Source organism: Enterococcus sp. H57 (genome assembly GCF_003112495.1).
Lineage (GTDB): Bacteria > Bacillota > Bacilli > Lactobacillales > Enterococcaceae > Enterococcus_B > Enterococcus_B faecium.
The window spans coordinates 1-14,878 of record NZ_BEHC01000006.1 but is presented as its reverse complement, the minus strand read 5'-3'; the positions used below and the strand labels follow the sequence as shown (position 1 = coordinate 14,878).

The following is a 14,878-nucleotide window of genomic DNA, read 5'->3' as shown; positions in this document are numbered from 1 at the left end:
ACAGTTATGTTTGTTAAAAAAGGCGATAAAGTTAAAGTTATCACTGGAAAAGACAAAAACAAAGAAGGCGTTGTACTAGCAGCGTTCCCGAAAAAAGATAAAGTTATTGTCGAAGGTGTAAATGTCGTTAAAAAACACCAAAAACCTTCTCAAGCTGCTCCTCAAGGTGGAATTGTTGAGATGGAAGCGCCAATTCATGTTTCTAACGTGATGGTGGTTGACTCTACTGGTGTAGCTGGCCGAGTTGGCTACAAAGAAGTAGACGGCAAAAAAGTCCGTGTTTCTAAAAAAACCGGTGAAGTTTTAGATAAATAAAAGTTTAAGGAAGGAGGGTCTTACTGAATGAACCGCCTAAAAGAAAAATATCTTAAAGAAGTAACTCCATCATTGATGGAAAAATTTAACTATAGCTCTGTTATGCAAACACCTAAAGTTGAAAAAATCGTCATCAACATGGGTGTTGGTGATGCGGTATCAAACGCTAAAAACTTAGATAAAGCAGTTGAAGAATTAACTTTGATCACTGGTCAAAAACCAATGATTACAAAAGCTAAAAAATCAATCGCTGGATTCCGTTTACGTGAAGGAATGCCAATTGGTGCAAAAGTTACATTGCGCGGAGAAAGAATGTACGAATTCTTAGACAAATTGGTTTCTGTTTCACTACCACGTGTACGTGACTTCCATGGTGTAAGTAAAAAAGCCTTTGACGGTCGTGGAAACTATACTTTAGGTATTAAAGAACAATTGATCTTCCCAGAAGTAGATTATGATTTAGTAGATAAAGTACGTGGTATGGACATCGTTATTGTAACAACAGCAAACTCTGATGAAGAATCTCGTGAGTTGTTGACACAATTAGGCATGCCATTCCAAAAATAATTAAAGGAGGCGAACTACGTGGCTAAAAAATCAATGATTGCTAAAAACAAACGTCCTGCAAAATTTTCAACACAAGCTTATACTCGTTGCGAACGTTGCGGACGTCCACATTCAGTTTATCGTAAGTTCCATCTTTGCCGTATTTGCTTCCGCGAACTTGCCTATAAAGGTCAAATTCCCGGCGTGAAGAAAGCTAGCTGGTAAAAAGTAAATTCGCATAAGAAGGAGGTAAAAGATCAATGGTCATGACAGATCCAATTGCAGATTTTCTAACTCGTATCCGTAACGCAAACATGGTTAAACATGAGTCTTTAGAAGTACCTGCATCAAAAATTAAACGTGACATCGCTGAAATCTTGAAACGTGAAGGTTTCGTTCGTGATGTTGAATACATCGAAGATGACAAACAAGGCGTGATCCGTGTTTTCCTAAAATTTGGTAAAAACGGCGAACGTGTTATCACAAACTTAAAACGTATCTCTAAACCAGGTTTGCGTGCTTATGTCAAAGCTGACGAAGTACCAAAAGTATTGAACGGTTTAGGTATCGCAATCATTTCGACTTCTGAAGGTGTTGTCACTGATAAAGAAGCTCGTGAAAAAAATATCGGCGGCGAAGTTATCGCTTACGTATGGTAATCAAGTAGAATCTACAAGGAGGTGTCTTTAAGTGAGCCGTATCGGAAATAAAGTCGTTGTTATCCCTGAAGGAGTAACAGTTACTCAAGACGGAAACAACGTTACAGTTAAAGGACCAAAAGGTGAATTGACTCGTACTTTTTCAGCAGATATCAAAATGAATATCGAAGGAAACGAAGTAACTTTCACTCGTCCAAACGACAGTAAAGAAATGAAAACAATTCATGGAACAACTCGTGCGAACTTCAACAACATGGTTGTAGGTGTCAGCGAAGGTTTCCAAAAAGCGTTAGAACTAATCGGGGTTGGGTACCGTGCACAATTACAAGGATCAAAACTTGTATTGAACGTTGGTTACTCACATCCAGTAGAAATCACACCACCAGCTGGAGTAACTGTTGAAGTACCAGCTAACACACAAGTAATTGTTAAAGGTGCGAACAAAGAAGAAGTTGGCGAATTAGCTGCAAACATTCGTGGAACTCGTCCTCCAGAACCTTATAAAGGTAAAGGTATTCGTTATGTTGGCGAATATGTACGCCGTAAAGAAGGTAAAACTGGTAAATAATCGTTTAGAAAAATTGCATAGAAGCCAGCAGCAGGAAAAAGGCATTTGGCTGAAGTTTACCTTCAAAAAAATACATTTTTACTTGTGCCGCAGCTTCTATTTTTCGAAACGTATTTACTGCTTGAAATAGTAGTACAATAAAAATAAAGAGGTGACAATTGTGATTACAAAACCAGATAAGAACAAAACACGTCAAAAGAGACATCGTCGTGTACGTAACAATATCTCTGGTACTGCTGAGCGCCCACGCTTGAACGTTTTTCGTTCTAACAAAAACATCTACGCTCAAATTATTGATGACGTAGCGGGTGTAACGCTAGCAAGTGCCTCTACCTTGGATAAAGAAATTTCAGGTGGAACAAAAACAGAAGCAGCACAAGCTGTCGGTAAACTAGTTGCTGAACGTGCAGCTGAAAAAGGCATTAAAGTAGTAGTCTTTGACCGTGGTGGATACCTTTACCATGGCCGTGTGCAAGCTTTAGCTGAAGCTGCTCGCGAAAATGGACTAGAATTTTAGAAGAAGGAGGAATACCATTCATGGTTTATATCGATCCAAAACATTTGGAATTAGAAGACCGCGTTGTTGCAATTAACCGTGTAACAAAAGTTGTTAAAGGTGGACGTCGTCTACGTTTTGCTGCTTTAGTTGTTGTCGGTGACAAAAACGGACACGTAGGATTTGGTACAGGTAAAGCTCAAGAAGTTCCTGAAGCAATCCGTAAAGCAATTGAAGATGCGAAGAAAAACTTAGTTGAAGTACCTATGGTTGGTTCAACAATCCCACACGAAGTAATCGGTGCTTTTAGTGGTGGTAGAATCCTAATGAAACCTGCTGTAGAAGGTTCTGGGGTTGCTGCTGGTGGACCAGTTCGTGCCGTATTAGAATTAGCTGGGGTAGCAGATATCACTTCTAAATCTTTAGGCTCAAATACACCAATCAACGTTGTTCGCGCAACAGTTGAAGGTTTGAAACAATTGAAACGTGCAGAAGAAGTTGCAGAACTTCGCGGCAAATCAGTTGAAGAATTAATCGGATAAGGAGGACAACAATAATGGCTGAATTAAAAGTTACTTTAAAACGCAGTATTATCGGACGTCCTCAAAACCAACGCGATACAGTTAAAGCGTTAGGTCTTACAAAGATTAACAGTTCAGTGGTTAAGCCTTCTAATGAAGCAATTAAAGGCATGATCAATACTGTTTCTCACCTAGTGGACGTTGAAGAAATTTAATTTAGAAAAATCATAACTAGAACATTAAGGAGGTGCCAAACCTATGAAACTTCATGAATTAAAACCTGCTGAAGGTTCACGCCAAGTACGTAACCGTGTTGGTCGTGGTACTTCATCTGGTAACGGAAAAACTGCCGGACGCGGACAAAAAGGACAAAAAGCTCGTTCAGGCGGCGGTGTGCGTTTAGGATTTGAAGGGGGACAAACACCATTGTTCCGTCGTTTACCAAAACGAGGATTCACAAACGTGAACCGTAAAGACTATGCAGTCATTAATCTTGATGTATTGAACCGCTTTGAAGACGGAGCTGAAGTAACTCCTGTTGCTTTAGTTGAAGCTGGAATCGTGAAAAACGAAAAAGCTGGAATCAAAGTATTAGCTAATGGGGAACTAAACAAGAAATTAACTGTGAAAGCAGCAAAATTCTCTAAAGCAGCTCAAGAAGCAATTGAAGCGGCTGGTGGATCAATCGAGGTGATCTAATGTTTAGACTATTAAAAGATGCTTTTAAAGTAAAAGACATTAGATCGAAAATCCTATTTACTGTATTTGTGTTGTTTGTATTTCGCCTAGGTGCACATATTACTGTACCAGGCGTAAATGCTGCTTCATTGCAAAACCTTTCTTCTTTGCCATTTTTCAACATGTTGAACTTGGTAAGTGGTAGTGCGATGCAAAACTTTTCCATTTTCTCAATGGGGGTTTCACCATACATTACTGCTTCTATCGTCATTCAGCTTCTTCAAATGGACATCGTGCCTCGATTTGTTGAATGGTCGAAACAAGGGGAAGTTGGTCGTAAAAAACTGAATCAAGCGACTCGATATCTGACATTAGTATTGGCATTTATCCAATCTGTCGGTATCACTGCTGGATTCAATCAATACGCTCAATTAGGTTTCGTGAATAATCCTAACGTAGCAACTTACGTAACGATCGGTTTGATTCTAACAGCCGGTACGATGTTTGTTACTTGGCTAGGAGAACAGATCACAGAAAAAGGTATCGGAAATGGCGTATCAATGATCATTTTTGCAGGTATCATTTCTAGATTGCCTGAAAGTATCAGAGAAATTTATGAAGATTACTTTATAAATATTGATCCTTCAGACATATGGAAATCTGCTATTTTTGTGGCCATTTTACTAGTAGCGGTCTTGTTGATCGTGACATTCGTAACATTTTTCCAACAAGCTGAACGCAAGATCCCAATCCAATATACGAAACGCGTAGCTGGCGCGCCTACAAGCAGCTATCTGCCGTTGAAAGTAAATGCAGCTGGAGTTATTCCAGTTATCTTTGCTAGTTCGTTTATTGCTACGCCAAATGCTGTTTTACAAGCATTGAGCGGTAGATTCGGTTCTGAAAACTGGTACAAAGTGATGATGGAGATCTTTAACTATAATACAGCACCTGGTGCTACGATTTATACGATTCTGATCGTTGCCTTCACTTTCTTCTACGCCTTTGTTCAAGTAAACCCTGAGAAATTAGCGGAAAACTTGCAAAAGCAAGGAAGTTATATACCAAGCGTACGCCCTGGTAAGGGGACTGAAGAGTATGTCTCAAGATTACTGATGCGTTTAAGTACAGTTGGTGCAGTCTTCCTTGGTTTAGTGGCATTGCTTCCAATCATTGCTCAAATGGTTTGGGATCTTCCACAATCAATCGGATTAGGCGGTACAAGCTTACTGATCGTTATCGGTGTAGCTTTAGAAACTGCGAAACAGTTAGAAGGCTTAATGCTGAAACGTAAATATGTTGGATTCATTGAGTAAGAAAGCGTGTTGAGGTTTCCCCTCAACACACGTTCTCACACATTTATTAGGAGGGAAAACAATGAACCTCATTTTAATGGGGCTGCCAGGCGCAGGTAAAGGAACACAAGCTGAAAAAATCATTGATGCTTATGGTATTCCGCACATCTCAACAGGAGATATGTTCCGCGCAGCGATGCAAAACGAAACAGCTCTTGGCCTGGAAGCAAAGTCTTATATGGATAAAGGTGCATTAGTTCCTGATGAAGTAACAAATGGAATCGTGAAAGAGCGACTAGCTGAACCAGATACAGAGAAAGGCTTCTTATTAGATGGCTTTCCACGTACGCTAGATCAAGCAAAAGCTCTGGACGCAATGCTAAAAGATTTGAATAAAAAAATTGATGCTGTCATCGATATCCATGTTGGTGAAGAAATCTTGGTCGAACGTCTAGCCGGCCGATTTATCTGCAGCAATTGTGGAGCAACTTACCATAAAATTTTCAACCCTACAAAAGTTGAAGACACATGTGATCGTTGCGGTGGGCATGAATTCTATCAAAGAGAAGATGATAAACCTGAGACGGTTAAAAATCGTCTGGCTATCAACATCAAAAATAGTGAACCAATCTTGGCTTATTATAAAGAACAAGGTTTGCTAAACACTATTGATGGTGCTCGTGAAATCGATGCTGTATTTGCAGATGTACAAAAAATCATTGAAAAATAGCACGATTGCCCGTAGCCGACTTGCATTATGCAGTTACTCTTGTCAAGTTCAATAAATTATGATAGAATATGTCAGTCCGACTTCTAGAGAATCCTCTAGATGATCCATTTTGAGAATTTTGAGGTGGGAACTGCAGTTTCCGCCATTTTATCGTGTGAAAATGCGAAACAAGTACAAGGAGGTACTGTGCGTGGCAAAAGAAGATATGATTGAAGTCGAAGGTACAGTCGTCGAAACTTTGCCGAATGCAATGTTTAAAGTTGAACTAGAAAACGGACACCAAGTTCTTGCTACTGTTTCAGGTAAAATTCGTATGCATTACATCCGTATCTTACCTGGTGACAAAGTAACGGTTGAATTGTCTCCATACGATCTTAACCGTGGCCGTATTACTTATCGCTTTAAATAATTGTACTCCGTAAAACTACAGGAGGTATTATCATGAAAGTAAGACCATCAGTAAAACCAATGTGCGAACATTGTAAAGTAATTCGTCGTAAAGGACGCGTTATGGTGATTTGCCCAGCAAATCCAAAACATAAACAACGTCAAGGATAATTGGAGGTGCTATAAATATGGCTCGTATTGCAGGAGTAGATATTCCTCGTGATAAACGTGTAGTAGTTTCACTTACTTATATCTATGGTATTGGTAACACTACTGCTAAAAAGATCTTAGCTGATGCTGGTGTATCTGAAGATGTTCGCGTTCGTGAATTAACGAATGAACAAACAGATGCTATCCGTGCAGAAGTAGATAAATTAAAAGTTGAAGGGGATCTTCGTCGTGAAGTGAACTTGAACATCAAACGTTTGATGGAAATCGGTTCTTACCGTGGAATCCGTCATCGCCGTGGATTGCCTGTTCGTGGACAAAACACGAAAAACAATGCACGTACTCGTAAAGGCCCAGCTCGCGCTATCGCTGGCAAGAAAAAATAATTCTTAAGTGAAGGAGGTTAAAACTTCATGGCAGCAAAAAAAGTGAATCGTAAACGCCGTGTGAAGAAGAATATAGAAGCAGGTATTGCACATATCCATTCTACATTCAATAACACTATCATCATGATCACTGATACTCACGGAAATGCATTAGCGTGGTCATCAGCTGGTTCATTAGGTTTCAAAGGAAGCAAAAAATCAACTCCTTTTGCCGCTCAAATGGCAGCAGAAACTGCTACAAAAGCAGCAATGGAACACGGATTAAAGACTGTTGAAGTAACAGTTAAAGGACCTGGTTCTGGACGTGAAGCAGCAATTCGTTCATTACAAGCTACAGGTTTAGAAGTGACTGCAATTCGTGACGTGACTCCAGTTCCTCATAATGGTGCCCGCCCTCCAAAACGCCGTCGTGTTTAATGAGTGCCGCTCATTTTGAGTTTTATCAGTAACGTCATTGAACAAGACACTTTTCGTTTTGAAAGGGGTAAAGATAAGAATGATTGAGTTCGAAAAACCAAGAATCGCAAAAATTGATGAAGAAAAAGATTATGGCAAGTTCATCGTTGAACCTCTTGAAAGAGGGTATGGGACTACTTTAGGGAATTCCCTACGTCGTATTTTATTATCTTCTTTGCCAGGTGCTGCCATCACTAATATTCAAATCGATGGTGTACTGCATGAATTCTCTACCATCAAAGGTGTTAGAGAAGACGTCACTCAAATCATCTTGAACATTAAAGGCTTAGCGCTGAAAATGTATGGCCAAGAAGAAAAAACCCTTGAAATCGATATTACCGGACCTGCTACAGTAACTGCTGGCGATATTATCGTTGATAGTGATGTAGAAATTCTTAACAAAGATATGTACATTTGTAGTGTCTCTGAAGGAGCTACGTTCCATGCTCGCTTAACAGTGAAACCTGGACGTGGTTATGTTCAAGCAGATGAAAATAAAAAAGAAGATATGCCAATTGGCGTTCTTCCAGTCGATTCAATCTACACACCTGTTCGTCGTGTGAACTATCAAGTTGAGAACACACGTGTTGGACACCGTGAAGATTTTGATAAATTGACGATGGAGATTTGGACAGATGGTTCAATTGAACCGTTGGAAGCAATGAGTTTGTCTGCGAAAATCATGACTGAACATTTGGATATTTTTGTGAACTTAACTGATGAAGCAAAAAATGCTGAAATCATGGTCGAAAAAGAAGAAACACAAAAAGAAAAAATGTTGGAAATGACGATCGAAGAGTTAGACTTGTCTGTTCGCTCTTACAATTGTTTGAAACGTGCAGGAATCAATACTGTACAAGAACTTACAAATAAATCTGAGCCTGAAATGATCAAAGTCCGTAACTTAGGACGTAAATCATTAGAAGAAGTTAAAGCAAAATTGCACGACTTAGGTTTAGGTTTACGTAAAGAAGATTAAAACCTTTTACGAAGGAGGGAAACCAACGTGAGTTATCGTAAACTAGGACGCACATCTAGCCAACGTAAAGCGATGTTGCGTGATTTAACAACTGATTTATTAATCAACGAACGTATTGTGACTACTGAAGCTCGTGCGAAAGAAGTTCGCTCAACTGCAGAAAAAATGATCACTTTAGGTAAACGCGGAGATTTGCATGCACGTCGTCAAGCTGCGGCTTTCGTACGTAATGAAGTTGCCAGCGTGCGTGAAGAAAATGAGGACATCGTCATTGAATCAGCTTTACAAAAACTGTTCAACGATATTGCACCTCGTTACGCAGAACGTCAAGGCGGATACACACGCATTTTGAAGACAGAACCAAGACGCGGTGATGGTGCACCAATGGTTGTCTTAGAACTTGTCTAAAATCACACTAATAACATCACTTTATAGATGATTCTTTTAGAGTGTTATGATGTTGGAAGATATTTTTCCGAGTCTAGCTCAGCGCTGCTCCTCAAGCGAATATCGCTTGGGGAGTAAGCACTCATCATAAAGTGTTTTTTTATACCTTCAATTACCTGTCATGACAGATATGTTTGAAGGCATAAAAAAACATTTTAAGCGAGAAATAATTGAAAATTTTGTCTTTTTTTGATAGTGTTAGTAGGAACTTTAGGATGAAGAAGGAGTAATCATGGAGCCAATTATTGAATTAGAAAAGATAAATTATAAATACCAGCCAGATGATCTTCGCCCCGCATTGAAAGATGTCTCCTTTACAATTGATAAAGGTGAGTGGATCGCTATTATTGGACACAATGGTTCAGGAAAATCGACACTTGCCAAAACGATCAATGGATTGCTTCTGCCAGAATCAGGGATCGTGAAAGTGGGAAATCAAATATTGGATGAAGAAAATATTTGGACGATCCGACAGATGGTTGGAATGGTTTTTCAAAATCCAGACAATCAGTTTGTTGGTTCGACAGTAGAAGATGACGTTGCTTTTGGTCTTGAAAATCAAGGGATTCCCAGAGAAGAAATGCTAGTGCGTGTGAAAGATGCACTTGAGAAAGTTAGAATGGCTGAGTTTGCTTCACGCGAGCCTGCTCGTTTATCAGGAGGGCAAAAACAACGTGTTGCCATTGCCGGCGTGGTTGCCTTACGACCTGATATCATTATTTTAGATGAAGCAACCAGTATGCTAGATCCAGAAGGTCGTGAAGAAGTGATCTCTACGATCAAGAAGATCAAAGAAGAAAGTCAATTGACCGTTATATCTATCACTCATGATATTGATGAAGCAGCTAATGCCAATCGGATACTAGTGATGAGACAAGGAGAACTTGTCCGCGAAGGTACACCAAAAGAAATTTTTTCTGCTGGTCCTGAACTGATCGACTTAGGTCTGGATCTACCATTTCCTGAAAAACTGAAGAGCGCACTGAAAGAACGTGAGGTTGATGTGCCAAGTGAATATATGACAGAAGAAAGGATGGTGGATTGGTTATGGACATCCGTTTTGAACAAGTAGACTTCACTTATCAGCCGAATACACCATTTGAACAAAGAGCCTTATTTGACATCAATATGACGATCAAAGAAAACAGTTATACTGCATTAGTAGGGCATACCGGAAGCGGGAAATCAACCTTACTTCAGCATTTGAATGCGCTTGTTAAGCCAACAAGCGGTACAGTCCATATTGGAGAACGAGATATTCAGCCGGATACGGATAATAAGAATTTAAAGCCCATCCGAAAAAAAGTTGGCATCGTCTTTCAGTTTCCAGAAGCACAGCTATTCGAAGAAACGGTAGCAAAAGACATTGCTTTCGGTCCTAAAAACTTTGGTGTCAGCGAAGAAGAAGCACTAGTCCTAGCAAAAGATACATTAGAACAAGTTGGGCTGGATGAAAGCTATTTGGAACGTTCGCCATTTGAACTTTCAGGAGGGCAAATGCGTAGAGTAGCAATCGCTGGTGTGCTTGCCATGAGGCCGGAAGTACTTGTATTGGATGAACCAACGGCAGGACTTGATCCTCAGGGTAGAAAAGAAATGATGGAGATGTTTTGGCGTCTTCATAAGGAACAGCAGATCACTATTGTATTAGTTACGCATTTAATGGATGATGTAGCCAATTTTGCAGATTATGTCTATGTGCTGGAAAAGGGACGAATCGTTAATAGCGGGGAGCCACAAGAGGTCTTTCAAAACATTGAATGGCTAAAAGAAAAACAACTAGGCGTACCTACTGCCACCGAGTTTGCAGAAGAATTAATGGCTAAAGGGATGAACTTTGCTACCTTGCCTTTGACAGCTGAAGAATTAGCAGACGCTATCGTCCATTATGCTGGAGGAAATGCCCATGATGAATAAATTGATATTTGGTCGTTATATGCCTGGAGATTCCTTGATCCATCGATTGGATCCCCGAGCTAAATTATTAGCCAGTTTTTATTTTATCGGAATCATTTTTTTAGCAAATAATTGGGAAACGTACCTTTTGTTGGCATTTTTCACATTACTTTCTGTCTTCTTGTCAAAAGTAGATTTGAAATTTTTTATCCGAGGCATTCGCCCATTGATCTGGCTAATCCTCTTCACTGTAGCATTGCAGGTCTTGTTTACAAGTGGCGGAGAAACTTATTGGAGTTGGGGTGTTTTCCATATCACTGAATTTGGTGTGATGAACGGCCTCTTTATTTTCTGTCGATTCGTGTTGATCATTTTTATGTCGACTCTACTCACGCTTACTACACCGCCTTTGGAATTATCGGATGCGATTGAGTACTTGCTTCGTCCATTGAAAGCCGTACGGTTCCCAGTCCACGAAATTTCATTGATGCTGTCGATTGCTCTTCGTTTTGTGCCTACATTGATGGACGAAACAGAAAAGATCATGAACGCTCAGCGCGCTCGCGGTGTTGATTTTGGTGAAGGAAACCTAGTTCAGAAAATGAAAGCAGTCATTCCTTTGCTGATTCCTTTATTTGTCAGCAGCTTCAACCGTGCGGAAGATCTTGCGACTGCTATGGAAGCAAGAGGCTACAAAGGTGGGGAAGGAAGAACGAAATATCGTGTATTGCATTGGCATAATAGAGACACGATGGTTATCATTGCTTTTGTATTATTAACTGTGCTACTGATCTTTTTAAGAGGATAAACGTTCAGTGGGCCGCTATCTATTCTTTTCTTGCTGATCTGTTTGCAAGAAAGGATGCGAGCAGTGTATGACAAGAAATATTAGGGTCTGTGGCAGACTAAGGTCACAGGCCTCTTTCTTTTATCTGAAAAGAAAGAACGAAAAAATTTTATAAAAAAATCATTATTCCAGATAACCTTTTAGGAACAAAGGAGAGAAAAACATGGTACGTTACAAAGCAATCATTGCGTACGACGGAACAAATTTTAATGGATTCCAAAAACAGCCAAATGGGCGTACTGTTCAAGAAGAAGTAGAAAAAACATTACAAAAAATGGCAAATGGAAAAGAAATCACGGTCTTTGGTTCGGGAAGGACAGATGCCGGAGTACATGCGATCGGGCAAGTAATCCATTTTGATTATCCAGAGGAGCGTCCGTTAGAACGAATGCGTTTCGCGCTAGATACCCAGTCACCAGAGGATATTGCTGTAAGACAAGTAGAAATTGTTTCAGAAGACTTCCACGCAAGATATTTGGTCAAAGAAAAGACGTATCAATTTCGAGTGGATATAGGGAAACCACGCAGTCCTTTTCGACGCCATTATGCAAGTTATTTTCCTTACCCTCTTGATTTGGAAAAAATTCAGCGGGCACTTCCTGATTTATTAGGGACTCACGATTTCACCTCTTTTTGTGCATCAGGAAGCTCGATAGAGGATAAAGTACGTACGATCTACGAGGCTAAGATGGAGGTAAATGAAACAAAAGACGAATTGTTGTTTACATTTAGGGGAAATGGCTTCTTGTATAAGATGATACGGATCTTAGTAGGAACGCTTTTGAAAATTGGCAATGGCCGATTGCCTGAAGATAGTATCCCAGATATTATTGCGAAAAAAGATCGTAATGCAGCAGGACCTACAGCACACCCTGAAGGACTTTATTTGTATGAAGTGAAATATGAATAAGAGGTTATGATAGAAGTGGTCAGCTTCAAGAAATAAGAAGGAATTTACGAAAATTACTTCTCAAAATTTTGCAAAATTTCGGCTTATTTTCGAAGGAGCTACTTCTGGAACACCGTGAATCAGAGGTTGTGAAAAAGCTGCCCTGCATCAAGCAATAAGCCCAGCCAAACCAAAATAGCTCCTCATATTTTTCGTTTGGCTGGGCTTATTGCCGCAGATGCAAGCTTTTGAACACCGTTTAAGGAAGAGGTTGTGAAATCAGCGTTTTGAGCTAATACCGAAGGTCAGCTGACTGAACACCGTTTAAGAAAGAGGTCGTGAGCCTGTCATTTAACTCTGAGTCACAAGGAACAATTTCAAAAAACAGCTTCTCATCTTTGATGAATATCGTGACTTGTGGACGAGGCGTTGATAAGTGAATCATCTTTTTGTTACCTATTTTTTCTGTAACCAAAAAACGATGGAACGTTGTTTTGATTGCCCTTAATGAGGACAGTCGGAACAGGTTTGTCATTTTTATATTTAAATGGCACAAATTTTTCTAATTATTTGTCATTTAGCGCTGAAAATTTTTGCTATTTATCTAAAAAAGTGATAACTACTTAAGATGAAGCAGAATATTTACGCCATACGGCATACAACCGCGAAAAATATAAAAAAAGAAAACGATTGAACGCGTTTTTGCAGTCGCAAAGGAAAAGCATGGAATGCGCTACATCAAGTATCGAGACTTGGAAAACAATCAGGTGTATACGCTGATTGTTTTTGCTGCAATGAATCTGAAAAAGTTGTCCACTTGGCAGTTGGAACGTATGTCTTCATATCTTTTATTATACAAAAATAGCAAAAGCACCAGTCTACACTCTTAGTAAAGAGGAAACTGATCCTTTTGTCTACATTCTTAAAGTACTTAAACTAAGTACTTTATTTTACTCTTTAGGATTGATACAGTAGCATCTATCCCTTTATTAATAATCTTTTATTTTTTTTAATAAAGATGTTGTCTCCATCTTCAGGCACTAAAACTTTTTCGGAAATTCCTTTTTCTTTATTGAAAGACTTTAATTCTTCTCTTGACAGTCCCCAATGGTTTACAGCTTCCATATGAACGGCAATAATTGTGGAATCTGGTATTGCTTTATGCAATTCATATAAATCGTCTTTCCCCATAATAAGAGATTCTCCAACTAAAAAATGATTATCTCCAGCATTTGCTACTATGATTTCTGGCTTATACTGATCAATAGTTTGTTTAACAGCTTCATACCAAACTGTATCTCCTGTAAAGTATAGTGTCTTCTCAGTCGAATGTTTGAAAACAATACCGCAAACATTACCTACATAATTCAAGATTTCTCCTCTGCCATGTTTGCCTTTTGTTTTAACCAATTGTATAGATTCAAAAACTGTGTCTTCTCGTAGTACCTCCACATTTTTAAAACCATATAGTCGAATTTCATTCGCATCATTTTCATCTTGCACAAATAATTTTATTTCTTTAGGTAGGACCTCTTTCGCTATATCGTCCCAATGATCTAGATGTAAATGTGTTACAATAACAGCATCAATACCGTTGATAATATCTTCGACTGGCATTGGCAAATCAACTAGAGGATTCATTTGATCTTTTCTTGGTGATGGAAAAGGACCCTTCGAAATAAATGGTGGAAGTGTTCCTTTTTCCGCTAACATTGGATCAATTAAAAATTTTTTACCTCCATAGTCTAAGATAGCTGTTGCATTACGAATGTGATGTATATTCATAAACGTTGTCTCCTTTTTGTTGATATGAAATATTTTTAGTATAATTCAATTCCATACAATAAATAAACCGAACAAAAAAAGTCTTTTACTATTTTTACTTAATTTATGAAAGGTTGTTTACCATGTTAGACCAAACAGATATAAATATCATTGAGGAACTATCAAAAAATAGTCGAATCACAATGAAAGAACTTGGAGAAAAAGTACATTTGACTGGACCCGCTGTCTCGGCGAGAGTGACAAAACTAGAGGAAAGTGGAGTTATTGAAAATTATACAGTAAAATTAAATATGGAAAAGCTAGGGTTTTCGATTCACGCTTTTTTAATTATAATTACGCAAAATTTAAATCATAAACCCTATTTATCATTTATTAAAAATCATGAAAAATTCTTGATTAGAAATTATAAGATTAGTGGAGGGGGCTGTTATCTTTTGGAATGTAGATTTACTTCAAAAAAATCAATGAACAGCTTTTTGGAACAGCTTAATGAATATGCGAATTATAAATTATCTATTGTTATAGATTAATAATAAAACTAGCAGATGGTAAAAATACTAATATGCGAGACACACATTCAACCATAACTATATAACTTATCAATTTAAAACTAAACTGATGGAAACAAGTAAGGCAAAAACATTTATATTTTGCCCTACTTATTTTTTTAATTAAATTCATTGATGATTCATATTTAGAAAATTCTATGAAGGCCAAATGAGTATCCTGTCACTTTTTTGAGAGTATAAAATATTTTGTGTAAATGAAAAAATCCATACAAAAAAGGAAGTCCCTTCTGTAGAATAAAGTTAACGACAACCAATTCACAG

General features: G+C 38.5%; 23 protein-coding genes and 1 pseudogene. 23 read left to right on the top strand and 1 reads right to left on the bottom strand.

Annotated elements, in window-relative coordinates:
• Nucleotides 1-6 precede the first annotated feature (6 nt).
• From rplX to DIZ30_RS01670, 22 genes and pseudogenes are all read left to right on the top strand, one after another.
• Complete coding sequence (gene rplX, locus DIZ30_RS01780) at nucleotides 7-315, top strand: 50S ribosomal protein L24 (protein ID WP_002288670.1); 309 nt, start codon at nucleotides 7-9, stop codon at nucleotides 313-315.
• 27 nt (nucleotides 316-342) lie between these two features.
• Nucleotides 343-882: a 50S ribosomal protein L5 gene (gene rplE / locus DIZ30_RS01775; RefSeq protein WP_002288671.1), complete on the top strand. Its 540-nt coding sequence runs from the start codon at nucleotides 343-345 to the stop codon at nucleotides 880-882.
• A gap of 18 nt (nucleotides 883-900) precedes the next feature.
• Nucleotides 901-1,086, top strand: a complete 186-nt coding sequence (locus DIZ30_RS01770) for a type Z 30S ribosomal protein S14 (RefSeq protein ID WP_002288673.1) — start codon at nucleotides 901-903, stop codon at nucleotides 1,084-1,086.
• 35 nt (nucleotides 1,087-1,121) lie between these two features.
• Nucleotides 1,122-1,520: a 30S ribosomal protein S8 gene (rpsH, locus tag DIZ30_RS01765; RefSeq protein ID WP_002288675.1), complete on the top strand. Its 399-nt coding sequence runs from the start codon at nucleotides 1,122-1,124 to the stop codon at nucleotides 1,518-1,520.
• Nucleotides 1,521-1,551: 31 nt separating this feature from the next.
• Nucleotides 1,552-2,088, top strand: coding sequence for a 50S ribosomal protein L6 (gene rplF, locus DIZ30_RS01760; protein WP_002288677.1), 537 nt, complete (start codon nucleotides 1,552-1,554; stop codon nucleotides 2,086-2,088).
• Between the two features lie 160 nt (nucleotides 2,089-2,248).
• Nucleotides 2,249-2,605 carry a 50S ribosomal protein L18 gene (gene rplR, locus DIZ30_RS01755; RefSeq protein ID WP_002288679.1) on the top strand — a complete coding sequence of 119 codons (357 nt, stop codon included), beginning with the start codon at nucleotides 2,249-2,251 and terminating at the stop codon, nucleotides 2,603-2,605.
• Nucleotides 2,606-2,625: 20 nt separating this feature from the next.
• Nucleotides 2,626-3,126 (top strand): 30S ribosomal protein S5, encoded by a 501-nt coding sequence (gene rpsE, locus DIZ30_RS01750; protein ID WP_002288681.1) that lies wholly within the window; start codon nucleotides 2,626-2,628, stop codon nucleotides 3,124-3,126.
• A 14-nt stretch (nucleotides 3,127-3,140) separates the two neighbouring features.
• Nucleotides 3,141-3,320 (top strand): 50S ribosomal protein L30, encoded by a 180-nt coding sequence (rpmD, locus tag DIZ30_RS01745; RefSeq protein ID WP_002288686.1) that lies wholly within the window; start codon nucleotides 3,141-3,143, stop codon nucleotides 3,318-3,320.
• A gap of 43 nt (nucleotides 3,321-3,363) precedes the next feature.
• Nucleotides 3,364-3,804 (top strand): 50S ribosomal protein L15, encoded by a 441-nt coding sequence (rplO, locus tag DIZ30_RS01740; RefSeq protein WP_002288687.1) that lies wholly within the window; start codon nucleotides 3,364-3,366, stop codon nucleotides 3,802-3,804.
• Nucleotides 3,804-5,099, top strand: a complete 1,296-nt coding sequence (secY, locus tag DIZ30_RS01735) for a preprotein translocase subunit SecY (RefSeq protein WP_002288688.1) — start codon at nucleotides 3,804-3,806, stop codon at nucleotides 5,097-5,099. The genes rplO and secY overlap by 1 nt, the downstream gene beginning before the upstream one ends.
• Before the next feature lie 61 nt (nucleotides 5,100-5,160).
• Entirely contained in the window at nucleotides 5,161-5,808 is a 648-nt protein-coding gene (locus tag DIZ30_RS01730; protein WP_002288690.1) for an adenylate kinase, read from the top strand.
• Nucleotides 5,809-5,998: 190 nt separating this feature from the next.
• Nucleotides 5,999-6,217 carry a translation initiation factor IF-1 gene (infA, locus tag DIZ30_RS01725; RefSeq protein WP_002288695.1) on the top strand — a complete coding sequence of 73 codons (219 nt, stop codon included), beginning with the start codon at nucleotides 5,999-6,001 and terminating at the stop codon, nucleotides 6,215-6,217.
• Between the two features lie 32 nt (nucleotides 6,218-6,249).
• On the top strand, nucleotides 6,250-6,366 hold the full coding sequence (gene rpmJ, locus DIZ30_RS01720; RefSeq protein WP_002288710.1) for a 50S ribosomal protein L36: 117 nt from the start codon (nucleotides 6,250-6,252) through the stop codon (nucleotides 6,364-6,366).
• A gap of 17 nt (nucleotides 6,367-6,383) precedes the next feature.
• Nucleotides 6,384-6,749 carry a 30S ribosomal protein S13 gene (rpsM, locus tag DIZ30_RS01715; protein WP_002288713.1) on the top strand — a complete coding sequence of 122 codons (366 nt, stop codon included), beginning with the start codon at nucleotides 6,384-6,386 and terminating at the stop codon, nucleotides 6,747-6,749.
• A 27-nt stretch (nucleotides 6,750-6,776) separates the two neighbouring features.
• Complete coding sequence (gene rpsK, locus DIZ30_RS01710) at nucleotides 6,777-7,166, top strand: 30S ribosomal protein S11 (protein ID WP_002288714.1); 390 nt, start codon at nucleotides 6,777-6,779, stop codon at nucleotides 7,164-7,166.
• A gap of 79 nt (nucleotides 7,167-7,245) precedes the next feature.
• On the top strand, nucleotides 7,246-8,184 hold the full coding sequence (locus tag DIZ30_RS01705; protein ID WP_002288715.1) for a DNA-directed RNA polymerase subunit alpha: 939 nt from the start codon (nucleotides 7,246-7,248) through the stop codon (nucleotides 8,182-8,184).
• Between the two features lie 27 nt (nucleotides 8,185-8,211).
• A complete protein-coding gene (rplQ, locus tag DIZ30_RS01700; RefSeq protein WP_002288716.1) occupies nucleotides 8,212-8,592 on the top strand; it encodes a 50S ribosomal protein L17 in 381 nt (126 codons plus the stop codon).
• A gap of 271 nt (nucleotides 8,593-8,863) precedes the next feature.
• Nucleotides 8,864-9,703: an energy-coupling factor ABC transporter ATP-binding protein gene (locus DIZ30_RS01695; protein ID WP_002317038.1), complete on the top strand. Its 840-nt coding sequence runs from the start codon at nucleotides 8,864-8,866 to the stop codon at nucleotides 9,701-9,703.
• Entirely contained in the window at nucleotides 9,679-10,548 is an 870-nt protein-coding gene (locus DIZ30_RS01690; RefSeq protein ID WP_002298564.1) for an energy-coupling factor ABC transporter ATP-binding protein, read from the top strand. Before DIZ30_RS01695 ends, DIZ30_RS01690 begins: the two co-directional genes overlap by 25 nt.
• Entirely contained in the window at nucleotides 10,538-11,335 is a 798-nt protein-coding gene (locus tag DIZ30_RS01685; RefSeq protein ID WP_002288724.1) for an energy-coupling factor transporter transmembrane protein EcfT, read from the top strand. The genes DIZ30_RS01690 and DIZ30_RS01685 overlap by 11 nt, the downstream gene beginning before the upstream one ends.
• A gap of 202 nt (nucleotides 11,336-11,537) precedes the next feature.
• Nucleotides 11,538-12,284, top strand: a complete 747-nt coding sequence (gene truA / locus DIZ30_RS01680; RefSeq protein ID WP_002298563.1) for a tRNA pseudouridine(38-40) synthase TruA — start codon at nucleotides 11,538-11,540, stop codon at nucleotides 12,282-12,284.
• Nucleotides 12,285-12,890: 606 nt separating this feature from the next.
• A pseudogene (locus DIZ30_RS01670) lies at nucleotides 12,891-13,084 on the top strand (transposase); the annotation flags it as partial.
• A gap of 157 nt (nucleotides 13,085-13,241) precedes the next feature.
• Here the strand turns inward: DIZ30_RS01670 and DIZ30_RS01665 are convergent.
• Complete coding sequence (locus tag DIZ30_RS01665; RefSeq protein ID WP_002298562.1) at nucleotides 13,242-14,048, bottom strand: MBL fold metallo-hydrolase; 807 nt, start codon at nucleotides 14,046-14,048, stop codon at nucleotides 13,242-13,244.
• A 122-nt stretch (nucleotides 14,049-14,170) separates the two neighbouring features.
• Here DIZ30_RS01665 and DIZ30_RS01660 point away from each other — a divergent pair, with 122 nt between their 5' ends.
• Nucleotides 14,171-14,578, top strand: coding sequence for an Lrp/AsnC family transcriptional regulator (locus DIZ30_RS01660; RefSeq protein WP_002294304.1), 408 nt, complete (start codon nucleotides 14,171-14,173; stop codon nucleotides 14,576-14,578).
• The last annotated feature ends 300 nt before the right edge of the window (nucleotides 14,579-14,878 follow it).